This window comes from Qipengyuania sp. RANM35, assembly GCF_041021145.2.
Lineage (GTDB): Bacteria > Pseudomonadota > Alphaproteobacteria > Sphingomonadales > Sphingomonadaceae > Qipengyuania > Qipengyuania soli.
Genome location: NZ_CM196433.1, coordinates 761807 through 788248, shown reverse-complemented (window position 1 = coordinate 788248; position 26442 = coordinate 761807). Strand labels below are relative to the sequence as shown.

General features: G+C 63.5%; 28 protein-coding genes. 13 read left to right on the top strand and 15 right to left on the bottom strand.

Translation table 11 applies throughout. The features are described 5' to 3' along the window. Nucleotides 1-88 precede the first annotated feature (88 nt). Nucleotides 89-2068 (top strand): serine hydrolase domain-containing protein, encoded by a 1980-nt coding sequence (locus RAM60_RS03990; protein ID WP_369025475.1) that lies wholly within the window; start codon nucleotides 89-91, stop codon nucleotides 2066-2068. Nucleotides 2069-2179: 111 nt separating this feature from the next. Continuing rightward, entirely contained in the window at nucleotides 2180-2407 is a 228-nt protein-coding gene (locus RAM60_RS03985; RefSeq protein ID WP_369025476.1) for a DUF2383 domain-containing protein, read from the top strand. Between the two features lie 267 nt (nucleotides 2408-2674). Here the strand turns inward: RAM60_RS03985 and aspS are convergent, their stop codons facing one another. Further along, a complete protein-coding gene (gene aspS / locus RAM60_RS03980; protein ID WP_369025477.1) occupies nucleotides 2675-4459 on the bottom strand; it encodes an aspartate--tRNA ligase in 1785 nt (594 codons plus the stop codon). 187 nt (nucleotides 4460-4646) lie between these two features. On the opposite strand from aspS, the gene rnd reads away from it, so the two are divergent. The 3 genes from rnd to RAM60_RS03965 are packed head-to-tail and all read left to right on the top strand — an operon-like array spanning nucleotide 4647 to nucleotide 7724. After that, nucleotides 4647-5849 carry a ribonuclease D gene (rnd, locus tag RAM60_RS03975; protein WP_369025478.1) on the top strand — a complete coding sequence of 401 codons (1203 nt, stop codon included), beginning with the start codon at nucleotides 4647-4649 and terminating at the stop codon, nucleotides 5847-5849. 7 nt (nucleotides 5850-5856) lie between these two features. Further along, a complete protein-coding gene (locus RAM60_RS03970) occupies nucleotides 5857-6753 on the top strand; it encodes a hydrogen peroxide-inducible genes activator (protein ID WP_369025479.1) in 897 nt (298 codons plus the stop codon). Further along, nucleotides 6750-7724 carry an SRPBCC family protein gene (locus RAM60_RS03965; protein ID WP_369025480.1) on the top strand — a complete coding sequence of 325 codons (975 nt, stop codon included), beginning with the start codon at nucleotides 6750-6752 and terminating at the stop codon, nucleotides 7722-7724. Before RAM60_RS03970 ends, RAM60_RS03965 begins: the two co-directional genes overlap by 4 nt. A gap of 2 nt (nucleotides 7725-7726) precedes the next feature. On the opposite strand, the gene RAM60_RS03960 is transcribed toward RAM60_RS03965, so the two are convergent. Continuing rightward, on the bottom strand, nucleotides 7727-7975 hold the full coding sequence (locus RAM60_RS03960; protein ID WP_369025481.1) for a hypothetical protein: 249 nt from the start codon (nucleotides 7973-7975) through the stop codon (nucleotides 7727-7729). A gap of 62 nt (nucleotides 7976-8037) precedes the next feature. After that, a complete protein-coding gene (pgsA, locus tag RAM60_RS03955; protein ID WP_200983383.1) occupies nucleotides 8038-8631 on the bottom strand; it encodes a CDP-diacylglycerol--glycerol-3-phosphate 3-phosphatidyltransferase in 594 nt (197 codons plus the stop codon). 113 nt (nucleotides 8632-8744) lie between these two features. Between pgsA and RAM60_RS03950 the strand changes: the two genes are divergently transcribed. Beyond that, complete coding sequence (locus tag RAM60_RS03950) at nucleotides 8745-10073, top strand: MFS transporter (RefSeq protein WP_369025482.1); 1329 nt, start codon at nucleotides 8745-8747, stop codon at nucleotides 10071-10073. A gap of 4 nt (nucleotides 10074-10077) precedes the next feature. Here RAM60_RS03950 and RAM60_RS03945 read toward each other — a convergent pair whose 3' ends face one another. Beyond that, the gene (locus RAM60_RS03945) at nucleotides 10078-10272 is read right to left on the bottom strand and encodes a hypothetical protein (protein ID WP_200983381.1); all 195 of its coding nucleotides are present in this window, start codon (nucleotides 10270-10272) and stop codon (nucleotides 10078-10080) included. 139 nt (nucleotides 10273-10411) lie between these two features. On the opposite strand from RAM60_RS03945, the gene RAM60_RS03940 reads away from it, so the two are divergent. Then, nucleotides 10412-12079 (top strand): thiamine pyrophosphate-binding protein, encoded by a 1668-nt coding sequence (locus tag RAM60_RS03940; RefSeq protein ID WP_369025483.1) that lies wholly within the window; start codon nucleotides 10412-10414, stop codon nucleotides 12077-12079. Nucleotides 12080-12144: 65 nt separating this feature from the next. On the opposite strand, the gene RAM60_RS03935 is transcribed toward RAM60_RS03940, so the two are convergent. Continuing rightward, on the bottom strand, nucleotides 12145-12327 hold the full coding sequence (locus tag RAM60_RS03935; RefSeq protein ID WP_200983379.1) for a CsbD family protein: 183 nt from the start codon (nucleotides 12325-12327) through the stop codon (nucleotides 12145-12147). 117 nt (nucleotides 12328-12444) lie between these two features. Next, nucleotides 12445-12852, bottom strand: a complete 408-nt coding sequence (locus tag RAM60_RS03930; RefSeq protein WP_369025484.1) for an EVE domain-containing protein — start codon at nucleotides 12850-12852, stop codon at nucleotides 12445-12447. Nucleotides 12853-13010: 158 nt separating this feature from the next. Between RAM60_RS03930 and RAM60_RS03925 the strand changes: the two genes are divergently transcribed. From RAM60_RS03925 to RAM60_RS03900, 6 genes are read left to right on the top strand one after another with little or no spacing between them, the layout of a single operon-like run. After that, nucleotides 13011-14702 carry a putative bifunctional diguanylate cyclase/phosphodiesterase gene (locus RAM60_RS03925; protein ID WP_369025485.1) on the top strand — a complete coding sequence of 564 codons (1692 nt, stop codon included), beginning with the start codon at nucleotides 13011-13013 and terminating at the stop codon, nucleotides 14700-14702. A 50-nt stretch (nucleotides 14703-14752) separates the two neighbouring features. Next, on the top strand, nucleotides 14753-15562 hold the full coding sequence (gene dapF, locus RAM60_RS03920; RefSeq protein WP_369026143.1) for a diaminopimelate epimerase: 810 nt from the start codon (nucleotides 14753-14755) through the stop codon (nucleotides 15560-15562). After that, on the top strand, nucleotides 15559-16731 hold the full coding sequence (locus RAM60_RS03915; protein WP_369025486.1) for a MiaB/RimO family radical SAM methylthiotransferase: 1173 nt from the start codon (nucleotides 15559-15561) through the stop codon (nucleotides 16729-16731). Before dapF ends, RAM60_RS03915 begins: the two co-directional genes overlap by 4 nt. Continuing rightward, a complete protein-coding gene (gene ftsY / locus RAM60_RS03910) occupies nucleotides 16728-17654 on the top strand; it encodes a signal recognition particle-docking protein FtsY (RefSeq protein ID WP_369025487.1) in 927 nt (308 codons plus the stop codon). The genes RAM60_RS03915 and ftsY overlap by 4 nt, the downstream gene beginning before the upstream one ends. Further along, the gene (locus RAM60_RS03905; protein ID WP_200983369.1) at nucleotides 17654-18307 is read left to right on the top strand and encodes an inner membrane-spanning protein YciB; all 654 of its coding nucleotides are present in this window, start codon (nucleotides 17654-17656) and stop codon (nucleotides 18305-18307) included. Before ftsY ends, RAM60_RS03905 begins: the two co-directional genes overlap by 1 nt. A 21-nt stretch (nucleotides 18308-18328) precedes the next feature. Then, complete coding sequence (locus RAM60_RS03900) at nucleotides 18329-18628, top strand: putative quinol monooxygenase (protein WP_369025488.1); 300 nt, start codon at nucleotides 18329-18331, stop codon at nucleotides 18626-18628. Nucleotides 18629-18718: 90 nt separating this feature from the next. Here the strand turns inward: RAM60_RS03900 and RAM60_RS03895 are convergent, their stop codons facing one another. The 9 genes from RAM60_RS03895 to ccmC form a co-directional block, all read right to left on the bottom strand. Continuing rightward, nucleotides 18719-19315 (bottom strand): hypothetical protein, encoded by a 597-nt coding sequence (locus RAM60_RS03895; RefSeq protein WP_369025489.1) that lies wholly within the window; start codon nucleotides 19313-19315, stop codon nucleotides 18719-18721. 157 nt (nucleotides 19316-19472) lie between these two features. Then, a complete protein-coding gene (locus RAM60_RS03890) occupies nucleotides 19473-21419 on the bottom strand; it encodes a potassium transporter Kup (protein ID WP_200983363.1) in 1947 nt (648 codons plus the stop codon). 119 nt (nucleotides 21420-21538) lie between these two features. Next, nucleotides 21539-22195 (bottom strand): tetratricopeptide repeat protein, encoded by a 657-nt coding sequence (locus tag RAM60_RS03885; protein ID WP_369025490.1) that lies wholly within the window; start codon nucleotides 22193-22195, stop codon nucleotides 21539-21541. After that, entirely contained in the window at nucleotides 22192-22608 is a 417-nt protein-coding gene (locus RAM60_RS03880) for a cytochrome c-type biogenesis protein (RefSeq protein ID WP_369025491.1), read from the bottom strand. The genes RAM60_RS03885 and RAM60_RS03880 overlap by 4 nt, the downstream gene beginning before the upstream one ends. Beyond that, entirely contained in the window at nucleotides 22605-23132 is a 528-nt protein-coding gene (locus RAM60_RS03875; RefSeq protein WP_369025492.1) for a DsbE family thiol:disulfide interchange protein, read from the bottom strand. The genes RAM60_RS03880 and RAM60_RS03875 overlap by 4 nt, the downstream gene beginning before the upstream one ends. Continuing rightward, nucleotides 23129-25084 carry a heme lyase CcmF/NrfE family subunit gene (locus RAM60_RS03870; RefSeq protein WP_369025493.1) on the bottom strand — a complete coding sequence of 652 codons (1956 nt, stop codon included), beginning with the start codon at nucleotides 25082-25084 and terminating at the stop codon, nucleotides 23129-23131. The genes RAM60_RS03875 and RAM60_RS03870 overlap by 4 nt, the downstream gene beginning before the upstream one ends. Next, nucleotides 25081-25542 (bottom strand): cytochrome c maturation protein CcmE, encoded by a 462-nt coding sequence (gene ccmE / locus RAM60_RS03865; RefSeq protein WP_369026144.1) that lies wholly within the window; start codon nucleotides 25540-25542, stop codon nucleotides 25081-25083. Before ccmE ends, RAM60_RS03870 begins: the two co-directional genes overlap by 4 nt. A gap of 5 nt (nucleotides 25543-25547) precedes the next feature. Continuing rightward, a complete protein-coding gene (locus tag RAM60_RS03860; protein ID WP_369025494.1) occupies nucleotides 25548-25688 on the bottom strand; it encodes a hypothetical protein in 141 nt (46 codons plus the stop codon). Continuing rightward, nucleotides 25688-26410, bottom strand: a complete 723-nt coding sequence (gene ccmC / locus RAM60_RS03855; RefSeq protein WP_369025495.1) for a heme ABC transporter permease CcmC — start codon at nucleotides 26408-26410, stop codon at nucleotides 25688-25690. Before ccmC ends, RAM60_RS03860 begins: the two co-directional genes overlap by 1 nt. Between the last annotated feature and the right edge of the window lie 32 nt (nucleotides 26411-26442).

Here is a 26442-nt window from a genome sequence, read left to right as displayed (position 1 = left end):
CCTGCGCAAGGGGCAGGATGCAACCATCGAAATTGACCTGTCACAATCAAGGCGTATTATGCCGATAAGACAGATGGAGAGAATGCCGATGAAACGCTTTGCCCTGATCACCTCCGCCCTGCTCCTCGCAGCATCACCGTTGCCGCTGCTGGCCCAGGAAGCTGCCGAGTCGGAAGCTCCGGTCGCTGTGGAAACGGGAACCGGGGCGATGATGGTTCCGATCCCGGGTTGGGCGAGCGAGACCCGCGACGGGATGCTGGTGTTCACTGCCCCGGAAGGCGATGTCACCGCCGCCCTCGTCGCGGTCGACGCTGCCACCGACGGTCAGGATGCCGTCAAGCGGGCCTGGACGAAGTTCGATCCTGCATTTGCACGCGAAGTCGAACTGGCGCAGGATCCGCCGGCGCGCGAAGGCTGGGACCAGATCACCGTCGTCAACTACAAGAGCTCACCGGCGGAAAAGGTCGCGGTCCAGGGCATTGGCCTGCGCAAGGGTGACGGCTGGACGGTCGTCCTGATCAATGGCGCGTTGGCGACCGTCGCCAAGCGCGGAGCCCAAATCAACCAGGCCTTCGGCTCGCTACGTCCGGCGGACTACGCCAAGGAAAGCTTTGCCGGAAAGGCGGCCAACGACCTGACGGCGGCGCGCATCGCCGAGCTGACCGGCTACGTCGAAAAGGCGATGGAAGGACTGGAGATTCCCGGCGTCGGCCTCGCTCTGATCGAGGACGGCAAGATCGTCTGGGAAGGCGGCCTCGGCGTGACGAGTCGCGGCGGTACGGACAAGGTGGACAAGGACACCGAGTTCATGATTGCGTCCAACACCAAGGGCATGGCCACGCTGCTGCTGTCGACGCTGGTCGACGAAGGCAAGCTTGCCTGGGACCAGAAGGTGACCGATGTCTACCCCAGCTTCCGGCTCGGCAGCGACGAGACGACATCGAAAGTCCTTGTCGAGCACCTGATCTGCGCCTGCACCGGCCTGCCGCGCAAGGACATGCAGTGGGTGATGAACACCAGCCGCACGACGCCTGCGAGCGACACCTTCGTGCAACTGGCCGCCACCGAGCCGACCAGCGGTTTTGGCGAAGTCTTCCAGTACAATAACCTGATGGCCAGCGCGGCCGGGTACATCGGCGGTCACCTAGTATATCCTGACATGGAATTGGGCGCGGCCTTCGACCGGGCGATGTCCGAACGCATCTTTTCACCCCTCGGCATGACCCGCACGACCTTCGATTTCAGCAAGGCGATGGCGACCAACTGGGCCCGTCCCCACGCGCGTGGCTATAACGGTCCGGTCGAAGCGGCGCCGATGGACTGGAACTACATGGTCTACCCATACCGACCTGCCGGCGGCGCATGGTCGAGCGCGCATGACATGGCGCTGTATACGCTGAACGAGCTCAACAAGGGCAAGCTGGCGGATGGCAAGCAGCTCGCATCCGAGAAGAACCTGCTCAAACGCCGCCAGCACTATGTCCCGACGGGCGAGGAAAGCTGGTACGGCATGGGACTGATGCAGAGCAGCGGTCTCGGCAAGGACGTATTCTTCCACGGCGGCAGCCTCATCGGCTACAAGAGCAACTTCTGGTTCATTCCCGAAGACCGGATCGGCGCGGTGCTGCTGACCAATTCGGATACCGGCCAGGCGTTGCTCGGACTGTTCCAGCGCAAGCTCATGGAAGTGCTCTACGACGGCAAGGCCGAAGCGGACGAAAACCTTGCCGCTGCCGTCTCGCTGGGAGCAGAAGCCCGCGAGACATTCCGCAAACAGGTCGATCCGAAGGGCGATGCTGCGGTGCTGGCAAAGCTCGCACCACGTTACACCAATGCAGACCTCGGCCCGCTGACCTTCGCGAAAAAGGACGGGGTTACAGTCGCCACCATGACTTCGGGCAGCTCGGCTGTCGGCACGCAGGCGAACGATGACGGAACGACCTCGATCGTGATGATGGTCCCCGGCTTCTTCGGCTTCCCGCTGGTGGTTGGCGAGCGCGACGGGAAACGCGCGCTGATCCTTCTCGATGCACAGCATGAGTACGTCTTCCTCGAAGACGTGGGCTGAAGCGCACGATAATTCGGGTGTGCGGAGTGGAGCTGCGGCAAATCGCGGGACCCACTCCGCCACATCGCTCGTTGGAGTTGCATCAACCCATTGGAAAAGGGACGCAATTCCATGAGCACTACCGTATTCAAGAGCCTCGTCGACACAACCTTCGATTCTGTCGAAGGATACCGCAAGGCAGCCGATAAGGCCGACAATCCGCAGCTGCAGCAGGCCCTGGCCAATCGCTGCCAGCAGCGCGAACAGACCCTCCAGCAAATGAACGCCGAACTCGAGCGTCAGGGCGATGAACTCGTCACTGAGGGCACATTGATGGGTGAAGCCCACCAGATGTGGTAGAGCATCACCAGCGCATTCGAAAGCAATGACGAAGCCGCCGCAGAGCGTGTCGAGGAAGGCGAAGATTATCTTCGCGGCAAGTTTGAAGCCGCGCTGGGCAGCGACCAGCTCGAAGCCAGCGAGCGCGCAATCGTCCAGCAGGCCTATGACGACATCTGCCGCGGCGAACAGTTCGGCGACAGCATCGAACGACAGTTCGACTGAGCGATATCCAACCCGCTCAAAGAAGGAGGCCCCGGAGCAATCCGGGGCCTTTTTGATTTAAGCTCAGTTACCCGGCTTGGGCGCTTCGACCGTGCGAATGTGCACGTCGCGCAGCTGGCGCGGCTCGACCTGGCTCGGCGCGCCCATCATCAGATCCTGCGCCTTCTGGTTGAGCGGGAACGCGATTACCTCGCGGATATTCGGCTCGTCTGCCAGCAGCATCACGATGCGGTCGATACCCGGAGCCGAGCCGCCGTGCGGCGGTGCGCCGAGCTTGAATGCCTCGATCATGCCGCTGAAGTTTTCGTCGACCGATTCCTTGCTGTAACCGGCAACCTCGAACGCCTTGTACATGATGTCCGGGCGGTGGTTACGGATGGCGCCGCTCGACAGTTCGTAGCCGTTGCAGACGATGTCGTACTGCCAGGCCTTGATCTCCAGCGGGTCCTGCGTCTCCAGCGCCTCCATCTCGCCCTGCGGCATCGAGAAGGGGTTGTGGCTGAAGTCGACCTTCTTCTGCTCCTCGTCGTATTCGAACATCGGGAAGTCGACGATCCAGCAGAACTTGAAGCAGCCTTCCTCGATCAGGCCCAGTTCCTCAGCGACGCGGGTGCGCGCGGCACCAGCAAGCTTGGCAGCGTCCTTTTCCTTGCCCGCGGCGAAGAACAGGCCGTCGTTTTCGCCAAGGCCGAGCTCGGCGTAGAGCTTCTCCATGCCTTCGGTGCCGTGGTTCTTGGCGATCGGGCCGCCGAATTCGCCGCCCTTGCGAGTGACGTAGCCGAGCCCGGCAAAGCCTTCACGACGCGCCCAGTCGTTCATGTCGTCGAAGAACTTGCGGCTCTTCTCATGCGTGTTCGGGGCCGGAACGACGCGCACGCGACCGCCGGTGCCGACGATCTTCTCGAACAGGCCAAAGCCCGAGGTCGTGAAGTGATCGGTCACGTCGCTGATGATCAACGGGTTGCGCAGGTCGGGCTTGTCCGACCCGTACTTCAGCATCGCCTCCGCATAGGGGATGCGCGGGAATGTGCCCGCCGGGGTCACCGTCTTGCCGCCCGAGAATTCCTCGAACACGCCTGCCAGCACCGGCTCGATCGCCTGGAAGACATCTTCCTGCGTGACGAAGCTCATCTCGAAGTCGAGCTGGTAGAATTCCGGGCTTCGGTCGGCGCGCAAATCCTCGTCGCGGAAGCACGGCGCGATCTGGAAATAGCGGTCGAAGCCCGCGACCATCAGCAGCTGCTTGAACATCTGCGGCGCCTGCGGCAGAGCGTAGAAGCGACCCGGGTGGAGGCGGCTCGGCACGAGGTAGTCGCGCGCGCCTTCGGGGCTGGAAGCGCCGAGGATCGGGGTCTGGAATTCGGTGAAGCCCTGGTCGATCATCCGGCGGCGCAGCGAAGCGATGACGTTCGAGCGCAGCACGATGTTCTTGTGAAGGCGCTCGCGACGCAGGTCGACGAAGCGGTACTTGAGGCGGGTTTCCTCCGGATAGTCTTCAGCCGAATTGACGATCAGCGGCAAGTCTTCCGCACGGCTCTGGACGGTGACTTCGCGGGCGAAGACCTCGATTTCGCCGGTCGGCAGGTTCGGGTTCACCGCAACGTCTGCGCGGGCCTTCACATTGCCGTCGATGGTGACGACCGATTCCAGCTTCAGCTTCTCGAGCACGGGCAGCGCGGGGCTGTCGCTGTCGGCGACGATCTGGGTGATGCCGTAGTGATCGCGCAGGTCGACGAAGAGCACACCGCCGTGGTCGCGCTTGTTATGAACCCAGCCCGAAAGACGAACGGTTTCGCCGACAGCGGCTTTCGTCAGCTGTGCGCAGTTGTGGGTACGATAGGCGTGCATCTAAATTCTTTCCATTTTCGGAGCTATGGCGCTAGGGGCGCGGCGTGATTCCTCGGGGCGCCCTCTAGCAGGAATCGCGCGCGCTAACAGGGCAAGCCCGGACTTTTGTCAAGCTCGGGGGCGTTCGGAATTTGGGCCGCAGCAGGCCCGGGGGCGGCACTCCGCCCGACAGACACGAAACGATACGATGAAGATACACGACCTGATTACCACGACCGAAGCTCTCGCCGACCTGTGCGAGCGCCTGGCGAAGAGCGAATTCGTCACCGTCGACACCGAATTCATGCGCGAGAACACCTACTGGCCGGAACTGTGCCTGGTGCAGATCGCCAATGAGGAAGAAGCCGCCGCGATCGACCCGCTGGCCGATGGGATCGACCTCAAACCCCTGTGGGACCTGATGTGCGAGAACGAGGAGGTCCTCAAGGTTTTCCACGCCGGCGGCCAGGACGTCGAGATCGTCTACAATTTCACCGGCAAGACCCCGCACCCGATCTTCGACACGCAGATCGCGATGATGGCGATCAGCCAGTCGGAACAGATCGGCTATGCCAACCTCGTCGAAAGCTGGCTCGGCTTCACGGTCGACAAGGGGGCACGCTTCACCGACTGGAGCCGCCGTCCACTGACGGACCGGCAGATCGAATACGCCATCGGCGACGTCACCCATCTGTCGAAGATCTTCCCCAAGATCCTCAAGAAGCTGATCAAGACCGGCCGCGGGGCCTGGCTCGATGCCGAAATGGACAAGCTCGCCGACCCGGAAAACTACGCCAATGACGCAGGGCTGGCCTGGCGGCGCATCCGTTCGCCCGGGCGCAACCCGGCAGTCCTTGGCCGCCTCAAGGCGCTCGCCGCATGGCGCGAGGCCGAGGCGCAACACAAGAACATCCCACGCGGCCGCATCATGCGCGACGAAACGCTGGCCGACATCGCCAGCCATCCGCCGAAGAAGCAGCCCGATCTGGTCAAGGTGCGTGGCCTGTCGAACGCGTGGAAAGACAACGACATCGGCAAGCGCCTGATGAAGGTGCTCGAGAAGGCCGAACCGCTGCCCAAGGAAGAAATGCCGGAGAAGCCCAAGGTTGGTGCTCCGCTGGGCAAGGAAGGCGCGCTGGTCGCCGACCTCCTCAAGCTGCTGCTCAAGGTTCGCGCCCGCGAGATCGATGTGGCCGCACGCCTTCTCACCCGAGCCGACGAAATGGAAGCGCTTGCCGCCGGGGTGCGCAAGCTGCCCCTCCTCGAAGGCTGGCGCTACGAGGTGTTCGGAAAGGACGCGCTCGACCTGGTCGAAGGCAAGATGGCTTTCGCCGTCAAGAACGGTCGCCTGCACATGACCCATGTCGACGATGTCGAACCGCCCATCATCGAGGCGCAGGCGGCGGAGTAAGCTTCCCTTGAGCACGTACCTGCCCACGCTGAAACAGCTGCAGTATCTCGTTGCACTGCACGAGCACGGCCACTTCGGCCGCGCTGCCGAGGCGAGTTTCGTTTCCCAGTCGACCCTGTCGGCGGGCATTCGCGAGCTGGAATCGTTGCTCGGCGTGACGCTGGTCGAACGCAGCCGCCGCGTCGTGCGCTTCACCGCGCTTGGCAATCAGGTGGTCGCCAAGGCCCATCGCGTCCTGCGCGAGGCGGAAGAACTGGCCGATCTCGTCCAGGCAGCGGGCAAGCCGCTCGCGGGCCAGCTACGCATGAGCGTCATCCCCACGATCGCGCCCTTCCTGCTGCCGCGTTTCCTGCCGCGCCTGCGCAAGGAACGGCCCGACCTCCAGCTCTTCCTGCGCGAGGAGACCAGCCACGACGCAGTCGAATCGCTCCAGCATGGCCGGGTCGATTGCGTGCTGCTCGCCCTTCCCTTCAATACGGGCGAGGTCGAGAAGGCGCACATCTCGGACGACGAGCTCTACGTCGCCTTCCCCAAGAATGATCCGCGCAATCCGCCCGAGGTCATTCCCCCAAGCATGATCGACGAGGGTCGCCTCCTGCTGCTCGAGGACGGACACTGCCTCAAGGAGCATGCGCTCGCGGCCTGTAACAGGCCCGAACTGCGCGCCTCAGCAACGATGATCGGGACCAGCCTGCACACACTGGTGCAGATGGTCGACAATGGCCTCGGCCTGACCATGCTGCCAAAAATGGCGGTCGATGCAGGCATTCTCAACGGAACCGACGTCGTCGCCCGCCCGCTCAAGAGTAAGAGCGCAACGCGTGAGATCGCGCTGATCTGGCGGAAGAACTCGCCCCGCCGCGACGATTTCGAGCTGCTGGCGAAAGAACTGCGCGCCGGATGAGCTTCAGCGACCCGCGGGACGACAGCGATCACACGCTACTGTCGCTCGGCCTAGTCCTCGTCATGCTCGGAGCATTCGGCTATCTCGTCCTGGGATCGCGCTCGGGCAGTATCGACGAATTCACGGGATTCGGTGCCCTGATTGCCTTGCCCGTGTGTGTAGGGGCACTGCTGACTCTGAACTTGGGGTCGTATTCCCCCCTCGGCTGCCTGGTCGCGCCCGTCGGACTGGGAATTCTTTGCTATATCCTCGTCCAGCTGGGAGCTGAGGGGCTGATCTGCGTCGTCATGGTCATGCCGGTCTGGTTCCTCGCAGGTCTCGGCGGCGGGCTCGTTGCGCTTTTCGCATTGCGCCGAAAAGAGGACGACGACGCGGGATCAAGCAGGTTACGTTCGGTCGGCCTGGCGGTCCTGCCTTTCCTGCTCATCTACGCGGAAGAAGTCGCGCCCGCAGACTGGGAACAACGCGAAGTCGTGCGGTCGGTCGTGATTGAAGCTGAGGCCGAGAAGATCTGGCCGCTCCTCGTCTCGATCCCGAGGATCGGACCCGAGGAGGGCAAGGGCACCTTCACTCACGACTGGCTGGGCGTACCCCGACCGACCGAAGCGCGACTGGTGGAGCGCAACGGCGAGCGTGTGCGACTGGCCCAGTGGGGGGCGGACGCACGGTTCGAGGAAGCGATCACCAGCATCCGACCGGGACGGTCGATCGATTGGGACTTTACCTTTCCAGATCCGAGCCTTCAGAACAAAGTCGACCGGCACGTGTCGCCCGATGGCGAGATCCTGAAAATCCGGTCGGGCAGCTACCGGCTCGAACCGATGCCCGACGGTCGAACCCGCGTAACTTTGGCAACTCGCTACGCGATGTGCAGTCGGCTGGACTGGTATTTCGGCTGGTGGGGTGAGCGGATGCTCGGCGACGTCCAGAACAATGTTCTCGCCATCATCCGACAGCGAAGCGCGGCCTGATTTCAGGCCGCAACGCGTGCCTTGAGGAAGCGGTCGGCCTTCTTCACCGCGATGATCGGGACGATCACACTCAACGCGATGCCACCGAGCGAGCAGGCGGCGAGATAGATCGCCATCGGTGTCCCGCCCGAGAGGTAAAGGCCATAGAGGACCGGCGCCGCTAGGATCAGCCCGCGCACTTCATTCAGGATGAAGGCCACGGCCCCAATCTTGAGCAGGGCGGACAGAAGAAGGTGAAGCGAGGCACTCATGTGCCTGCTTGTGAGGGCAAAAAGTTTATATCAGGTTGATTGCCTGCGCGGGTTGGTGCGCATCAATCCATGTGCTTGAGGCCCACGCGCAGGTAGTCCCAGCCGGTGATGACCGTCAGTGCCGCAGCGGCCCACAGCGTCGTCAGGCCAACGGTATGCGGCACGTTCGCTTCAAGCTCGCCCAGCATGACCGTCCAGCGCGGCAGACCCTGCCCGAGGATCAGCGATCCCAGCGCCACCATCTGGAAAGTCGTCTTCCACTTGGCGAGTCGGCTGACCGGTACGGACACCTGGAGCGGACCGAGAAATTCGCGCAGGCCCGAAACCGCGATCTCGCGCATCAGGATGATGAGTCCGGCGACGACATGCATGTCGCCGACATAGGGTCCACGCAGCACACCTTGGGCCGCAAGGACGAGGATCACTGCCGCGACCATGATCTTGTCGGCGATCGGATCGAGGAAAATGCCCAGCTTCGACACCGTCCCGCTCGACCGTGCCAGATAGCCGTCGAAGTAATCGGTGATTCCCATGGCGCAGTAGAGCGCGAAGGCCATCAGGTATCCGTTTTCCCACCCGGGCCACCACAGCAGGAAGGCTAGCAGCGGGATCGCCACAATGCGCGAGAGGGTCAGTATGTTAGGAAGCGTCAGCATCTTGCCAATCCCCTAGCGCGTTGCGGCTCGCCGCAAAAGACGCCGCTTTGCCCTTGTCCGCCACGAGCATCGCTCTACACAGGGGGCCGAGAGCGGCTTTAGCCCGGGGGGTCATGACTACATCTTCGCAATTGCTGCGGTCGAGGCGGTTCCTGCCGCTGTTCATCACGCAGCTGTTCAATGCCTTCAACGACAATCTCTACAAGACCGCGATGGTCCTGTTCGTCGTATATCAGGTCTACAACGACGAGAGCCAGGAAGCGGCATTCAGCGGGCTCGCTTCGGGCCTGTTCATCCTGCCATTCTTCACCCTGTCGGCTTTGGCCGGACAATTGGCTGACATGCGCGACAAGGCGCGGATCATCCGCATAGTGAAGTTCTGCGAAATCATCATCATGTCGGTCGGCGCGATTGGGCTCGTGATGGCATGGAAGGGAATGGCGGTCGATACAGTTGCCATCCCGCTCTTGCTCGCCGCCCTGTTCGCAATGGGCGTTCACTCGACCTTCTTCGGCCCGATCAAATACGCCATCCTGCCCCAGCACCTCGCGAAGGAAGAGGTGCTCGCAGGGACCGGCTGGGTGGAAGCGGGGACATATGTAGCGATCCTGGCAGGGACAATCCTTGCCGGCTGGATCGAGGTCGAGGTCGCCGCCGTCGGGATCATCCTGACCGCAATCATCGGCTGGGTCATCAGCCTGCAGGTACCCCCTGCGCCGCCGCAAGGTGAGGTCGAAAAGCTCGACTGGCACATCCTGCGAGCATCGGTGAAGCTGGTACGCGACACCATGCACAATCCCGAAGTGTTCTATGCCATCCTCGCGATCAGCTTCTTCTGGACCATCGGCGCGGTGCTGTTCATCCAGTTTCCGCCGCTGGCGAAGAACGTAATCATGGCCTCGAAAGAGGTAGCAAGCCTGTTCCTGGTCGTCTTTTCCGTCGGGGTCGCAATCGGATCGGTGGCGGTTAACCGCCTGCTCAAGGGCTCGGTCTCGGCACGCTACGCTTCACGCTCGGTGCTTGTCATGGCGCTGTTCGTCGTGGCCTTCTACGTCGTTTGCAAGATCTGGGCGACCGAGGCTCCGGACCAGCTGCTCGACGTCCCGGGCTTCACCGCCTGGCCGATGGCGAGTCTTCTCCTGCTGTGCCTGCTGGGCGTTGCGGTGGCCGGTGGCATGTTCGTCGTGCCCCTCTACGCCTTCCTCACCACGCGCGTCGCGCCCGACAAGGCATCGCGCACGATCGCCGCCAACAATATCGTGAATTCGGGGGCGATGGTCGGCGGCTCTCTGCTCGCGATGGCGATGAGCGCGGCGGGTGTACCGATCGTCGAACAAGTGCTGATCAGCGCGGGGATGTGCCTGTTTTCCGCATGGCTCGGCAAGCGTCTGCACCAGGCAGAAGAAGTGGCCGCCGAAGCGACGCTGGCTGCCGGACCCTAGCTTTTCAGACGATGAAGGCGAGAACAGCTGCGACTGTAGCGAGATAGGTCGTTGCGACACCCCGAACGTCGTCTGCAGTAAGCTTCCAGCTAACCGGTTCGGTGGCAGGAATGTCGGCGAAGGCCACCCGGCGCTGCGGCAGGCTCGCCCGGAACCAATGCCGGGCCGTTTCGCTCGAAAGGACAAGTGCGCGTCTCATGATGGTGAGTTAACGCTTTTTTAACGGTTCGGTATCCTGCACTTTTTCAGCTGTTCCGAAGTGACACGATTCACGCGAAATTAACCATATTCCTGACGGTGATTGCGAAGTTTCGACCGGCGGGCTAACCGCCTCGCCCATGAGAGCAACAGCTACGCCAGAAGCCGCCCGACTCCTCGTCGATTGCCTTGCCGTACAGGGCTGCGACCGGATCTTCACCGTTCCAGGTGAAAGCTTCCTCCAGGTCCTCGACGGTCTTGGCCAGCAATCCCAGATCGAGGTCGTGACCTGCCGCCAGGAAGGCGGCGTGGCGTTCATGGCCTGTGCCGACGGAGCAATTACCGGTCGCCCGGGCGTGGCCTTCGTAACCCGCGGTCCGGGTGCGACCAACGCCAGCATTGGCGTCCATGTCGCGATGCAGGATTCGCAGCCGATGATCCTCTTCGTCGGCGACGTCGACAGCGAGATGCGTGACCGCGAAGGCTTCCAGGAAGTCGATTTCGCGGCATTCTTCGGCCCCATTGCCAAGTGGGCCGCGCGGATCGACTCGGCCGACCGCATTCCCGAGTACGTCGCCCGCGCCTACGCAACCGCGATGTCGGGTCGCCCTGGCCCCGTCGTCCTCGCGCTGCCTGAGGACATGCTGAGCCGCGATACCGACAGCACGCCGCGCCCGCGTGTCGAACGCCCCGCACAGGCCCCCTGCCCCGACGCCATCCAGACCATGATGGCGATGATTGCCGATGCCGCTTCTCCAGTGGCGATCATCGGCGGCGCAGGATGGAACGCCAAGGCGCGCGAGCATTTCCAGCTCTTCGCCGAGCGCCTCGGCATCCCTGTCGCAACGGCTTTCCGCCGCCAGGACGCGATTGCGCCGTCGAGCCCGGTCTATGCCGGCAACCTGGGCTATGGCCCCAACCCCAAGCTGGTCGAGCGGGTCAAGAATGCCGACCTTATCCTCGCCGTGGGTGCACGGCTGGGCGAAGCGACTACAGATGGCTACACGGTGCCATCGCTGACCGCGCCCGACCGCAAGCTCATCCACATCCATCCCGACGCCGACGAACTGAACCGGGTCTATCCGGCGGACCTCGCCATCTGTGCCGGCATGGACGAGTTCGCCGAAAGTGCCGCGCTGTGGGACGAAGGCGATGCAATCGACTTCGACGCCGGTCGCGAGGCGCATGCGGAATGGGAAGCATGGGCCACCGCGCATCCCAACGGCCACAAGCTCGACATGGGCCAGTGCGTTCAGTTCATGCGCGACACCTTCCCGGCGGACACGATCATCTGCAACGGTGCCGGGAATTTCGCCGGCTGGTGGCACCGCTACTGGCGCTATGCCGGATACCCCAGTCAACTCGCCCCGACCTGCGGCGCGATGGGTTACGGCGTCCCGGCCGCAGTATCGGCAGCGCTTCGCCATCCTGAACGCATGGTTGTCGCCATCGCGGGTGATGGCGATTTCCTGATGAACGGACAGGAACTCGCCACCGCCGTCCAGCATGGCGCGAACCTTCTCGTTATCGTCGTCGACAATGGTGCCTATGGTACCATCCGCATGCACCAGGAGCGGGAGTTCCCGGGCGAGGATCGCATAAGCGGCACGCGGCTCGCCAATCCCGACTTCGCGGCCCTAGGTGCGGCTTTCGGTGGCTGGACTGCGCATGCTGAAACGACCGACGAGTTCAAGGCTGCTCTCTCCGAAGCACAGGGACGCACCGGCCTGCGCCTCATCCATTGCCTGATCGACATCGAGCAACTTGCGGCAAGCGGCGCCAGTGTGAGCGGGCTGCGCAACCGCTAAACGGCGAAAGGGCCGTCTCCCGGTGGGAAACGGCCCTCTCTCGCTGCTGCAAGCTGTCAGCGAACTCAGATGTCGTTGCCGAGTGCGCCTTCGACTTCGCCCTTGAACTGCTGGGCTTCACCCTTGCGCTCCTGGCCTTCACCTTCACGCTCGAGGCGCTCGTTGCCGGTCATCTCACCGACCGCCTGCTTGGTGTTGCCGGCCAGTTCGTTGGCATTGCCTTTGATCTTTTCGCTAAGTTCACCCATTTGGCGTCTCCTTCTGTCTGATGCACCAAAACCGGCGCGTTTACAGTAGGATAATGTCCTGCCTGGAGCCAACGTTCCGGACGATGCGGTAAGCCGGTCCGGGTATGCGACGGGAGCCTACGCTCCCCCCATCTCCAGAATTACGGTCCATTCTTCGGGTGTCAGTTCCGCGACAGAAAGACGCGAGAGTTTGATCAGTTCGCATTCGGCCAGGCGGGGCTCAGCCTTGATTGCCTTCAGGGTCACCGGGTTCGGGATGACCGATTTGGGCTTAACCTTTACCGCTGCCCATTTTCCTTCCGGGTCGGTGGGGTCGGTCAATCCGGACTCGCTGATCTCGACGATGCCGACGATTTCCTTCCCGATGTTGGAGTGATAGAAAAAGGCTTGGTCGCCGACCTCCATGGCCGCGAGATTGTTCTTGGCCCTGTGATTGCGCACGCCGTCCCACGTGCCTTCCCCCTCGGCATTCAGGTCATCCCAGCTGTAGGCGTCGGGTTCCGATTTCATCAGCCAGTAGCGCATTTTCGCGAGCTCATTCCTTTCTGCCGGTTCGGTATGCAGCCGCACCTAGCCTCCAGGGCGTCGACTGACCAGAGTCACAGGCATGGCAACCCGGCAATTAACCGCTTTTTAGTCGCGAACCGCTAGTTCGGAGGACCAGTGAACACCAGGGGGCGGGCTTGGCCGCGAACAAAAACACGAAGACGGGTGGCGCAGACGTGCAATCGACGGCGAAAGACGTTCGTCGCGATCACGATGTCGTGACATTGGGGATCGCGATCGCTGCCGTCATACTCTTCGTCGGCACCGCCGGCGTCGCCGTACCCACGCTGATGCGTAGCTGGATCCATTCAGCTCCGTCTCCCGACCTCATTCTCACAAATGCGCTGCTGCTCAACATTGCGTTGATCCTGCTGGGCTGGAATCGCCTGAAGGCTCTGAATTCCGAGCTGGAGACCCGCCGCCGTTCCGAGGAAGAAGCTCGCAAGCTTGCGGATCTCGACCATCTGACGGGATGCTACAACCGTCGCAGCTTCACTGCGGCGCTGGGCCACTTGTTGACCGATGGGGTCGGTAATGAACGCGCGCTCGCCGCGATTGCGCTCGACCTCGACAACTTCAAGCAGGTCAATGATCTCAACGGACACCAGGCCGGGGACGAGGTGCTTCGTAGTACCGCTGCACGCATACTCAAGCTCCTGCCCGAAGGAGCCCTGCTTGCCCGCCTTGGCGGCGACGAGTTCGTCTGCGTGGTGCCGTATCACCCGCAAGTACCTGATCGCATCGACCAGCTTGCCACCCGTATCATCGAGCAGGTCGCCAGTCCCGTGCTCCATGAAGGTAGCGCGGTCGACGTTACCATGTCGGTCGGCATCGCTTCGAGTATCCAGATAGAAGATACGAACCTTGGCGAGTTGTCCGCCCAACGCCTCATGCACAAGGCGGACATTGCGATGTATCACGCCAAGAAGCAGGGGAAGAACCGCTTCTACTGGTTCGAAATGCCGATGGAGAACGAGCTGCGCTTCCGCAACGAGCTGGAAGCAGGCATCCGCCGCGGTATCGCGTTGGGCGAGTTCAAACCCTACTACGAACAGCAGGTCGACCTCGAAAGCGGCCAGTTGGTAGGTTTCGAGATGCTGGCCCGTTGGGAATCGCCCGAACTCGGTCTCGTCGGTCCCGATATCTTCATCCCCATCGCCGAGGAGATCGGCGTTATCGGCGAGCTCAGCGAACGCCTGATCGCCCAGGCCTTCGAAGACGCGAAGGAGTGGGATTCGGAAATCTCCCTATCGGTGAACATCTCGCCCGTGCAGATGCGCGATCCGTGGTTCGCCCAGAAGCTGCTCAAGCTGCTGGTCAAGCACCGCTTCCCTGCCAACCGCCTCGATATCGAGATCACCGAGAGCTGCCTGCACGAGAATATCGGCATGGTCCGCTCGATGATCACCTCGCTGCGCAACCAGGGCGTGCAGGTGAGCCTCGACGACTTCGGTACGGGCTACTCAAGCCTGTCGCAGCTGCGCAGCCTGCCCTTCGACCGGCTGAAGATCGACCGGAGCTTCATTTCCGAGCTCAAGGAATCGGACAACCGCAGCAAGCTGGTCGATGCGATCATTTCGATGGGCGACGGGCTGCAGCTTCCGATCACCGCTGAGGGCGTCGAGAACGAAGCCGTGCTCGAAGCGCTCAAGGGAATGGGCAAGCTGAAGGGACAGGGATACCACTATGGTCGCCCGGAGCCTGCCGACAAGGTGATCGAACGCCTTGCTGCCCAGGACCGCCTCGCCAAGACCTCGCTGGAGAACGTCACCGAAGTCGATTTCAAGGCTGCGGACGAAAAGCGCGGCGGCGGCAAGAAGGCCGGCTGACGCGCTGACCACTGGACGCTGCGCGCGCCAGTGCATAGATGCCGCGCACGATGCGCGTCGATTTCACCAAGATGCACGGCCTCGGCAACGACTTTGTCGTGCTGGACGCGCGTGCCGCTCCGCTTCCCGCGATGGACGAAGCGACGGCGCGCGCCATAGCCGACCGGCGCACGGGCATCGGCTGCGACCAGCTGATCCTGCTCGAGCCGAGTGATACCGCAGATTTCCGCATGCGGATCTTCAACCATGACGGCAGCGAGGTGGAAGCCTGCGGCAATGCCAGCCGCGCGGTAGCGCTCCTGCACGGATCCGCGGCAAGGGTCGAAACCTCGGGCGGGGTCATTGCGGTCGAACCGCGTGATGGCGGCGCGAGCGTGAACATGGGAGAACCGCACTTCGATTGGGACGCGATACCGCTGGCCTACGCGATGGACACGCTGCGAATGCCTGTGGGATGGGAAGGCCTCGAAGCGCCCGGAGCGGTCAATGTCGGCAATCCGCATGTGATATTTTTCGTGCCCGACACCGACGCCATCCCGCTCGGCGAAATCGGGCCTGAGATCGAGAACGACCCGCTCTTTCCCGAGCGGATCAACGTCAACATCGCCACCATCGTCGACCGCCAGCGCATCCGTTTGCGCGTATGGGAACGCGGTGCGGGTCTTACCCGCGCCTGCGGCACCGGGGCATGTGCCACGGCAGTCCATGCCATGCGGCGCGGGCTGGTCGAGCGCGAAGTGACCGTGATGCTGCCCGGCGGCGATCTCGAGATCGCGTGGGACGAGGGCAACCGCATCCACATGACGGGCCCTGCGACCGAGAGCTTTCGCGGCAGTTTCGAGTGGGGCGACTTCGCTTGAGCGCACCGCAGGTCATTTCGCTCGGCTGTCGCCTGAACATCTCCGAAAGCGAGCAGATTCGCGCGATGCTGGCGCAGGAGCGTGATCTCGTGGTCGTCAACAGCTGTGCCGTCACCAGCGAGGCGGTGCGCCAGACGCGGCAGGCCATCCGCAGGGCGCGGCGCGACAATCCGGCGGCGCGCCTGCTTGTCACCGGCTGCGCAGCGGAAGTCGAGCGCGAGCAACTGGCCGCCATGCCCGAGGTCGACGGCTTCGTCGCCAATACGGCCAAGCTCGACCCGCGTGCGTGGAACGTGCCCGCCGCGGTGCCTGCCCCGCAGGACCGTACCCGTGCCTTCATCGCGGTGCAGAACGGTTGCGACCATGCCTGCACTTTCTGCATCATCCCGCAAGGACGCGGGGCCAGTCGTTCGCTGACCATCGCGCAAGTGCTTGCCGAGGTGGAGAGGCACCTCGAATACGGCGCATCGGAGGTTGTCCTGACCGGGGTCGACGTCACCTCATGGGGTCACGACCTGCCCGGAAATCAGCCACTCGGCGAGCTCGTGCAGGCAGTGCTCGACACTTTCCCGAACCTCGCCCGCCTGCGCATGTCGTCCCTCGACGGGATCGAGATCGACCCGCTGCTTTTCGAACTTTTCGCCGGCGAGCAGCGGCTGATGCCCCACCTGCACCTCTCGCTCCAGCACGGCCACAACCTCGTCCTGAAGCGCATGAAGCGGCGGCATCTGCGGCAGCATGCTGTAGACCTTGTAGAGCGTCTCGTAGCGCTCCGCCCCGATCTTGCAGTGGGTGCGGACCTGATCGCGGGCTTCCCGACAGAGACCGACGACCACCACGCGGCGAACTTGTCGATCGTCCGCGACCTGCGGATCGTTCACGGCCACATATTCCCCTATTCGCCCCGCCCCGGCACCCCCGCCGAGCGGATGCCGCAGGTCGATCGCGAAACCGTCAAGCGCCGCGCCGCCGAACTGCGCGCGGTCGCCACGCAGACCCGCGACGAGTGGCTGGCGTCGCTCGTCGATAAGCCGCACAGCGTCCTCGCCGAGCGCGACGGGACGGGCTACACCCCGCACTTCGCACGCGTCGCCCTGCCCCATGGGACCACGCCCGGTGAAATCCTCACCGTCACGCCGCAACGATACGAGAATGGCCTGCTGCAATGAGTGACAAACCGAGCTGGACCGAACGCCTGTTCGGCGGCTTCCGCAAGACTTCCGAGAAGCTGACCGCCAATCTCGCCGAAACGGTGAGCAAGGCGAAGCTCGACGATGCGACGCTCGACGATGTCGAGGATGCGCTGATCCTCTCCGACCTCGGCCCTTCCGCCGCCGCGCGCATCCGCGAGAAGCTGCGCGAGAAGCGCTTCGGCCTCGAAATCAGCGAGAAGGAACTGAAGGAAGCCGTGGCCGAGGAGATCGCCGCGATACTGCGCCCGGTCGCCAAGCCGCTCGAGATCACCGCCTTCCCGCGCCCGCAGGTGTTGCTGGTGATCGGCGTCAACGGCAGCGGCAAGACCACCACCATCGCCAAGCTCGCGCACCTTTTCCAGGAAGACGACTATGCCGTGATGCTGGCGGCCGGTGACACCTTCCGCGCCGCCGCCATCGGCCAGCTCGCCACCTGGGCAGAGCGCGTCGGCGTCCCCATCGTGCGCGGTCCCGAAGGCGGCGATCCGGCGAGCATCGTGTTCGACGCGGTCAAGCAGGCGACCGAGGTCGGCACCGACGTGCTGATCGTCGACACGGCCGGCCGCCTCCAGAACAAGCGCGAGCTGATGGACGAACTGGCCAAGATCCGCAAAGTCCTCGGCCGTCTCAACCCCGAGGCACCGCACGATGTCGTGCTGGTGCTCGATGCCACCAACGGGCAGAACGCGCTCGCGCAGATCGACGTGTTCAAGGAAGTTGCAGGCGTCACCGGCCTCGTCATGACCAAGCTCGACGGCACCGCGCGCGGCGGCGTCCTGGTGCAGGCGGCAGAACAGTACGGCCTCCCCATCCATGCCATCGGCGTGGGCGAGAAGATCGACGACCTGCGCCCCTTCGACCCCGACCTTGTCGCGCGCGTGATTGCGGGAGTGGCCTGATGAGCGAAGCCCCAGCCGCCAAGCCGAAACCGAAGTCCGGCTGGCTCAACATCCTCGTCGACTATGGCCCGTTGCTGGTCTTCCTCGGCGTCTACAAGTTCTACCAGCCGCCGGTCGACCACACTTTCGGCGAGATCGCGGCAGTGATCTACGGCACCATCGCGTTCATGATCGCGGCGGTCGTCGCGCTGGCCTTCAGCAAGTGGAAGTTCGGCCACGTATCGCCGATGCTGATCCTTTCGACCACGCTGATCGTCGGCTTCGGCGGACTGACCATCTGGCTGCAGGACGAGAAGTTCATCCAGATCAAACCGACCGCGATCTACCTGCTGTTCGGCGTCTTGCTGATCGGCGGCTGGCTGCGCGGGAAGGCGCTGCTGCAGGTCCTGCTCGAAGCCGCCTTCGAAGGCGTCGACCAGGAAGGCTGGCTCAAGCTGTCGCGCAACTGGGGCGTGTTCTTCTTCGCCCTCGCCGCACTCAACGAAGTCCTGCGCATGCAGCTGAGCTTCGAAAGCTGGCTCTGGGCCAAGCTGTGGGTGTTCATGCCGCTCAGCTTCCTCTTCACCTTCACCCAGATCCCGATGCTGCTGAAGCACGGGCTGGCACTCGACGATGTCGACGAGGTGGCCAAGGACGAACCGCCCACGGCATAGCTGGCAGGCCGCGAGGTATCGATGCTGTTGATCGTTGGAACATTCCGGCTGCCGCCCGAGAACCTCACTTCTGCACGGCAAGCCATGAGGTCGATGGTCGATGCCAGCCGCGCCGAGCCCGGTTGCCTCCAGTACGACTACGCCGAAGACCTCTTCGATCCGGGCCTGATCCACGTAATCGAACGCTGGGTCGATCGCTCCGCCCTCGACGCACATTTCGCGTCCGACCACATCCGTGCATGGCGCGACAGTTGGGTCGACCATGCGATTGGCCAGCGCAATCTCGTCTTGTTCGAGACTGACGAACTAAAGGCGATATAGCCAATGGGGAGCCCGGGAAGACCCGGGCCCGAACCCACGGCCGATCCACGGATCAGGAAGAACCGGATACCGCTTGAACGATCGCTGCCCTCAGTGCTCGGGGAACTCCACGATCTTCAGGTTGTTACAGCTGACTGCCGGATTCCACTGGGCGTAGAGGCCACTCGGATTGTTCTGGAACAGCCAGATGTGAAGGTCGTAGTGCGGCATGAAACCATGCGCCTCATCCTGTGGCGTCGCAGGGTTGTCGGCCATGTAATTGTATTCGCGCCCGCGATACATCGGTGGCTGCTTGTTCTCTGCGTGCCAGGCTTCGGCGAAGACCAGCAACTCGATTCCGGCCAGCTTCAGTCCGCCGTGTCCGTCGGGAACGTAGAGGAGAACTGCCGGAGGATTGACACCAGTATAGGTCCCGTCGCCGTTGACCCGTCCGTTCACGAGCCCCGTTATGCCGAGCAGGCGGGGATTGGAATAATGATAGCCCATGGCCCCCAGCGTCGGATGGGACTCGCATCCTGGCGAGCTGACGTAGCCTTGGCTCTTTGCGTATTCGACATCCTTGAACGGCTCGAGTTGCCTTGCCAGTTCCTGCAGCGCCTGGTCCGGTTGGGTGCGCGGGACCCCTGCATCGGCGTTCGAAGCAATCAGCAATGAACAAAGGGCCGCAGCCTTGAGGTGACTTCTCATCCTGTTCCTCCCTGTCTGGACGGGAATCGTCCGGTGGACAGGGAGGGAAGTGCTCATGCCTGGATCCGATGGTCCATGATGGCGGACCGATGGATTGCCGATGATCGCGTGATTGCGCGGAACACTGGCAGAACCTGCCACGCAACCGCGCGTGAGATCAGATTTCCAGCTGGCTTCCCAGTTCCACCACGCGGTTGGTCGGCAGGCGGAAGAAGTCCATTGCCGTCGCGGCGTTGCGCAGCATCCAAGCGAACACCTTTTCCCGCCAGATCGGCATGCCCGGCTTGGGGCTGGCGATCAGGGTCTGGCGGCTGAGGAAGAAGCTGGTGTGCATCATGTCGAATTCGCCGCCGCAGCGCTGCATCTGCTTGAGGCCTTCGGGCACGTTGGTTTCTTCCATGAAGCCATAGTGCAGGACGACGCGGTAGAAGCCATCGCCAAGGTCGGTCATCTCGCAGCGTTCCGCGGGATCGATGTAGGGCACCTCGGCGATCAGCACGGTCAAGATGACCACGCGCTCGTGAAGCACCTTGTTGTGCTTGATGTTGTGCAGCAGTGCGCTGGGTACGCCGGCGGTCTGGCTGGCCATAAAGATTGCCGTGCCGGGCACGCGGGTGGCGCTGTTCTTGGCACTCTTGGCGAAGATTTCGATCGGCAGCGCAACTTCGCTCATGCGCTCGCGCATCAGCTTGCGGCCCTTCGACCAGGTTGTCAGCAGGGTGAAGGCGATGGCACCGATCATCAGCGGGAACCAGCCGCCGTAAGGCACCTTGGGCAGGTTGGCGAAGAAGTAGGCGCCGTCGACGAAGATGAAGAGCACGAAAACCGGCAGCGCCATCCACCAGCGCCATTTCCACACGGCCACCAGCAGCACGCCCATCAGCAGCGTGTCGATGAACATCGCGCCGGTCACGGCGATGCCGTAAGCCGCGGCAAGGTTGCTGGAATTCTGGAACATCAGCACCAGCAGGATGACCGCCACCATCAGCGCATTATTGATGAAGGGGATGTAGATCTGCCCGTGATGGGTCGCGCTGGTGTGCGCAGTCGACAGGCGCGGGATGAAGCCCAGCTGGATCGCCTGGTGGGTAATCGAAAAGGCCCCGCTGATCACCGCCTGGCTGGCGATAAACGTGGCGCAGGTGGCCAGCAGGACCAGTGGAAGCCGGAACTGCTCGGGTGCCATGTTGAAGAACGGGCTCTGCATCGCGATGGCGGTCTGGGCCGGGTCCATCGCCGCAATCATCGCGCCCTGGCCGAAATAGTTCATCAGCAGGCAGGGCATGACGAAGCCGAACCACGACAGGCGCATCGGTCCGCGACCGAAGTGGCCCATGTCGGAATAAAGCGCCTCTGCGCCCGTCACGGCCAGCACGACCGAACCCAGCGCGAGGAAGGCGATCCACTTGTCGGTGAGGAAGAATTGCACCGCATACCAGGGATTGAGAGCCTGGAGGATGTAGGGGTTCTGGACGATGTGAATCACGCCCAGCACAGCGATCGTGACGAAGTAGACGATCATGATCGGCGCGAAGAGCTTGCCGACCGTCGCCGTTCCCCGCTTCTGGATCAGGAACAGCCCGACCAGCAAGACGAGTGCGATGGGAATGACCAGGGGTTCGAGACCGGCGTTGACGACCGTCAGACCCTCGACCGCGGAAAGGACCGAAATCGCCGGAGTGATCATGCTGTCGCCGTAGAACAGCGCCGTGGCGAAGACGCCCAGCAGCACGGTAATCCAGCCGTACCTCGTCGCCCCGATATGGCGCGACAGCTTGGCGACGAGGGCCAGCGTGCCGCCCTGCCCCTTGTTGTCGGCGCGCATCAGGATGGTGACGTACTGGATCGAGACGATCAGCGTCATCGACCAGAAGATCAGGCTGACCACACCATAGATATGCAGCTTGTCGATCGCGAGGCTGTGTTCGCCAAGGAAGGTTTCGCGGAACGCATAGAGCGGGCTTGTACCGATATCGCCGAAGACGACACCGACCGCACCGATGGCCAGAGCGGCCTTCGAGCTCGAGCCGTGCCCGTGCGAATGGTCGCCGTCGCCATCAACTTCGTTGGGCACGGCGGTTTGCGGCACGACGGCATCGCTCATAGGAAAAACTTGTCCTGACGCATTGGGTCAAAAACCTGCATTGTGGCTGGCCAGCCAGCGCAAGCCGCGCCGATTAGCAGCCTGTTCGGGCCATCGCAACCAATTGCGCAACCGTCGGATTACTGTCCTGTTCCGGAACTATCGGGCGCAGGACCGATGCCGAGCAGGGCATCGAGCCGCTGGAGGCGCATTTCGAGCGCCGGCCGCCATGCGGCATCGGCCGGCGCCTCTTCGAGCAGTTCGCTCCATAGTGCCCGGGTCTGTCCCGGCTGGCCCGCGCGCAACAGCGCGAGACCGAGGAAATAAGTCGGTGCGGGGTTGTCCGGCTGCACTTCCTCGGCCTGCGAATAGGCGTAGAGGGCCGCCGCGGTAAGCTGGCCGTTCGCATGCTCGACCAGCGCATTGCCCAGCGCCAGCCAGGCCTCGCCATCGCGGGGATTTTCCGAGACCGCATTGCGCAGGAAATTTGCGGCATGCTCGAACTGTCCGCGCCGCGCGAAGGCATCGGCGGTCACCACGAACCGCGAGGGAAGCGCAGTGTCGGGATAGAACTCGCGCCGCGCCTCGACCAGCAATTCGCCAGTTTCGGACTGCTGCGCGGACGGACCGGCCGCAGGAGCCGAAGCCAGGTCCGGCGAGCCCTGCATGGCATAGCCCGCAAGGCCGAAAAGCAGTGCGGCGGCAAACAGCATCCACAGGTTGCGCGGCAGCTTGAGGGCGTAAACCGCAATGCCGAAAGTCAGCGCAGCCAGCGCCATGATCGGGAGCCAGGTCATCCGCGCCTCCCGAAGCGACGATAGAGGATCGCCCCGGCGACCAGCACCAGCAGCAAGGGGACGGCGAACAGCGGCCAGGTCGATGCGCTCACTTCGGGCTTGTAGCTGACGTAATCGCCATAGCGCTCCATCAGCCAGGCGCGGATCGACTCCGGATCCTCGCCCGCCGCGATGCGGATGCGGACCTGGTGGCGCATGTCGCCCGCCATCGGCGCATCGCTGTCGGCGATCGACTGCGACTGGCACTTGAGGCAGCGCAGCGTCTCCATCAGCTCCTGCGCCTTCGCTTCCTGAGCCGGATCGTCGAGCTGGCGATAGGCATAGGGCGCGGGCGGCATGGTGTCCTGCGCATGCGCGGGACCGAACAGCGCAAGAACGAACACCATGTTCAACAGCAGAATGAAGCGCTTCATTGTCCCGCCTCACGCAGCTTTTCGAGCAACATGGGCACGTTCTCGGCCCGCACATCACCGATGTGCTGGTAACGGATGACGCCCTTGCCATCGATCACGAAGGTCTCGGGCACGCCCGACGAACCGATCGCCAGCTGCACCTCCGACAGGTCGTCGCGGCCAATGCGGGAATAGGGACTTCCGTGCTGCGCAAGGAAGCGCGCGACGTCCTCGGGCCGGTCGCGGATGGCGATGCCGACGATCTCGACGCCCTGACGCTTCAACGCATCGAGATGCGGCGCTTCGGCAATACACGGCACGCACCAGCTCGCCCAGATGTTGAGCAGCCGCGGCTTGCCGTCCTTGAAGTCGGCATTGGCGGTCCCCAGCGAACCCTCCATCGCGGGCGGGAGCGCGAAATAGGGAAGCTCCTTGCCGATCATGCGGCTTTCGACGAATTCGTCCTTGGGCTGCGTCAGCTGATAGGCGGCAAGGCCGAGGAAGGCCGAGAACAGCAGCAGCGGGACCCACAGGCGCCAGCTCATGCGAGTTTCTCCTGCTCGGCCCGGCGCGATGCCATGCGACGCACGACCTCGCGCCGCTTGAGATCGGCCATCACGCGTCCGACGAGAGCGAGAACCCCGCCGAGGGCCACGAGAAGTCCACCGAGCCAGATCAGCGGGACGAAAGGTTTCCACCAGAGGCGCAGCTGCCAGCGTCCGTCGGGCGCGCGGTCACCCATGACGGCATAGAGCTGGCCGTTCCAGCGGGTCACCAGTGCGCTTTCCGTGGTCTGCTGCGGCGGCGCCCAGAAATTGCGCGCCTGAGGGTCGATGATGGTCGGCTCCCCGCCGGCGTAGCTCGCCGCAATGCGCCCTTCGATGGCGGTCCAGTTCGGCCCCGCGACCGGCTCGACGCCCTGCAAAGTGATCGTCCAGGGACCGACCGTGGTGCTCTGCCCCACTTCAACGGCAGCAAGACGCTCTTTCGAGAAGGCGCTCTCGCTCGCCATGCCGACCAGAGCGACAGCGATGCCGAAGTGAGCGACGACCATCCCCCAGGTCGCGATTGGCACGTGGGTCAACTTGCGCCCGCGCAGCGGCAGGAGGCTGCCGACACCGACGGCAAGTCCGAGCGCCAGGCCGAGTAGCGGCAGGAGTTCGACCTGCGCGATAAGGCTGAAGAGGACAATCGCCGCCAACGTCAGGGCAGCGATAATGGCGATTTCGTTGCGGACGCGGTCGAGCCGGTCACGCCGCCAGCGCAGCAGCGGCCCTACGGCCATCACCACAAGCATGGGCACAGTGAAGATCGCGCCGACCGGGTTGAAATAGGGAGGACCAACCGAAACGCGTACGTCGAACGCCTCGGTCACCAGCGGGTAGAGCGTGCCGAGCAGGACGATGGCGAGAATGGCGCTCAGCATGACGTTGTTGAACACCAGCGCGCCTTCGCGGCTGGCCACGGCGAAGCGCTCCCCCTCACTCACTGTCCCGGCGCGCAGGCCGAACAGCAAAAGCGCCCCGCCGATGTAGACCGTAAGGAGCATGAGGATGAAGCTGCCACGCTCGGGATCGACGGCGAAGGCGTGGACGCTGGTCAAAATGCCCGAACGCACGAGGAAGGTGCCCACCATGCTCATCGAAAAGGCGACCACACCGAGCATGATCGTCCACACGCGCAGCGCATCGCGACTGGCGAGCACGCTGGCCGAATGCAGCAGCGCGGTCGCGGCAAGCCACGGCATCAGCGAGGCATTCTCGACCGGGTCCCAGAACCACCAGCCGCCCCAGCCAAGCTCGTAATAGGCCCAATAGCTGCCGGCGGTGATGCCCACGGTCAGGAACACCCAGGCGCCGAGCACCCAGGGGCGCATCGCGCGGGCAAAATCGGGGGTCACCTGCCGCGTCAGCAGCGCGCCGACAGCGAAGCTGAAGGCGACCGAGAGGCCGACATAGCCCAGATAGAGCGTCGGCGGGTGGAAAGCGAGACCGAGATCCTGCAACAGCGGGTTGAGTCCCATCCCCTCCGCTGCCGGTGTCGGAAGTCGCTCGAAGGGGTTCGAGCTGAACAGGAGGAAGGCATAGAAGCCCAGCGAAACCACGCCCTGCGCGGCCAGTGTCGCCTGCATGGTGCGTTCCGGCAGGCGGCGCTCGACGAGTGCGATGAGTGCTCCCGCCAGAGCCATGACGGTGACCCATAGCAACATCGAGCCTTCGTGGTTGCCCCATGCACCGGCGATCTTGAACACCAGCGGTTTCATCGAATGCGAATTCGCAACGACCAGCTTCACCGACAGGTCGGTGACCGCGAACAGCCACAGCAGCATGACGAAGGAAATCGAGACAAGGACGCCCTGCACAACGGCGGCGGGACGGATCAGCCCGGCGAGTTCGGTCTCATCGCCAGCCCGAACTGCAAGGAAGCCCGCAACCATCTGCAGCGCGGCGAGCGCGGCGGCGAGCCACAGGGCAGCAAGTCCGACCTCTGCAATCATTCGAGCCCGACCGTGGTTTCCTCGGCCATCTTGGAGGCCTGCTGCTGGGTCATGCCCTCCAGTTCCTTGGGCACATAATTCTCGTCATGCTTGGCAAGGAGGTTGTCTGCGACAAAGGTCCCGTCGGCTTGCAGCCGCCCTTCGGCAACCACGCCTGACCCCTCGACGAAAAGGTCGGGTGCGATGCCGCTGAAGCGTACCGGCACGCGCGACCCCTCGTTGCCCGTGACATTGAACCGCAGGGTTACGCCATCGGTATCGGTCTTGAGCGAGCCCCTCTCGACCATCCCGCCAAGCCGCACCGCCTGTCCCACTTGCGGGGGATCGGCGAGCATCTGTTCGGGCAGGTAGAAATAGCTCGCCTGATTGCGCAGCGCATAGGTCGCCAGCAACCCAGCGCCGACGATGGCAATGAGTGCGAGGACCACTAAGACCAGCCGCTGGTGCTTGGCTTTCATCGCGCTCACTTGCCCCGCGCCTCCTCGCGCCGGCGTTCGGCCCGCTTCATGTCGAACCAGGCCCACGCGACCATGGCCAACGTGCCGAGGACACCGACCGCATAGGCGGCCACGACGAAATCCCACTGGTCCAGCGCCTCGCGCATCAGATGTCCTCCATCGCCTTGCGGCGCAGGCGTGCCTCGGTCTGGATATCGGCCAGCAATGCCCGCATCCGGGCCAGCACGACGCCGCCAAACAGCAGCGAGAAGCCGATTACCGCGATCAGCAGCGGCACGAGGAATGCAGCGTCGATTGCGCTCTTGCCCATGGTGATGCTGGGCGGCTGGTGGAGCGAGTTCCACCACACCACCGAACGGTTGATAATCGGGATATTGATCGCACCGAGCAGACCGAAAATCGCCGGAATGCGAGGCGACACGCCCTCGCGCTCCACCGCCTGTGCCAGCGCGATGTATGCGACATAGAGGAAGGCGAGCACCAGCATGCTCGTCAGCCGCCCGTCCCATACCCACCAGGTACCCCAGGTGGGGCGGCCCCAGATCGAGCCGGTGACGAGGCATATCACTGTGAAGGCGAGGCCAGGTACCGCCGCACCCCGCGCAGCCAGCGCGGCGAGCGGATGACGCCATACTAGGAAGACGAGGCTCGACACCGCAATCGCAGTCCAGCCGCCCATGCCCAGCCATGCGGCGGGGACATGGAGGAAGAGGATGCGGACGGTTTCGCCCATCAGGCGATCGGGTGGAACCTGCGTCAGGCCCCACCATAGCGCACCCGCGCTGACGATCAGGCCGCTCACGATGAGCAGCGGAGTCAGCCAGCGAGCAAGCGAAAGGAAGCGTTTGGGGTTCGCGAAGCCGTGCATCTGTTATCCGTCCGCGGCTGCTTTGGCAGGGG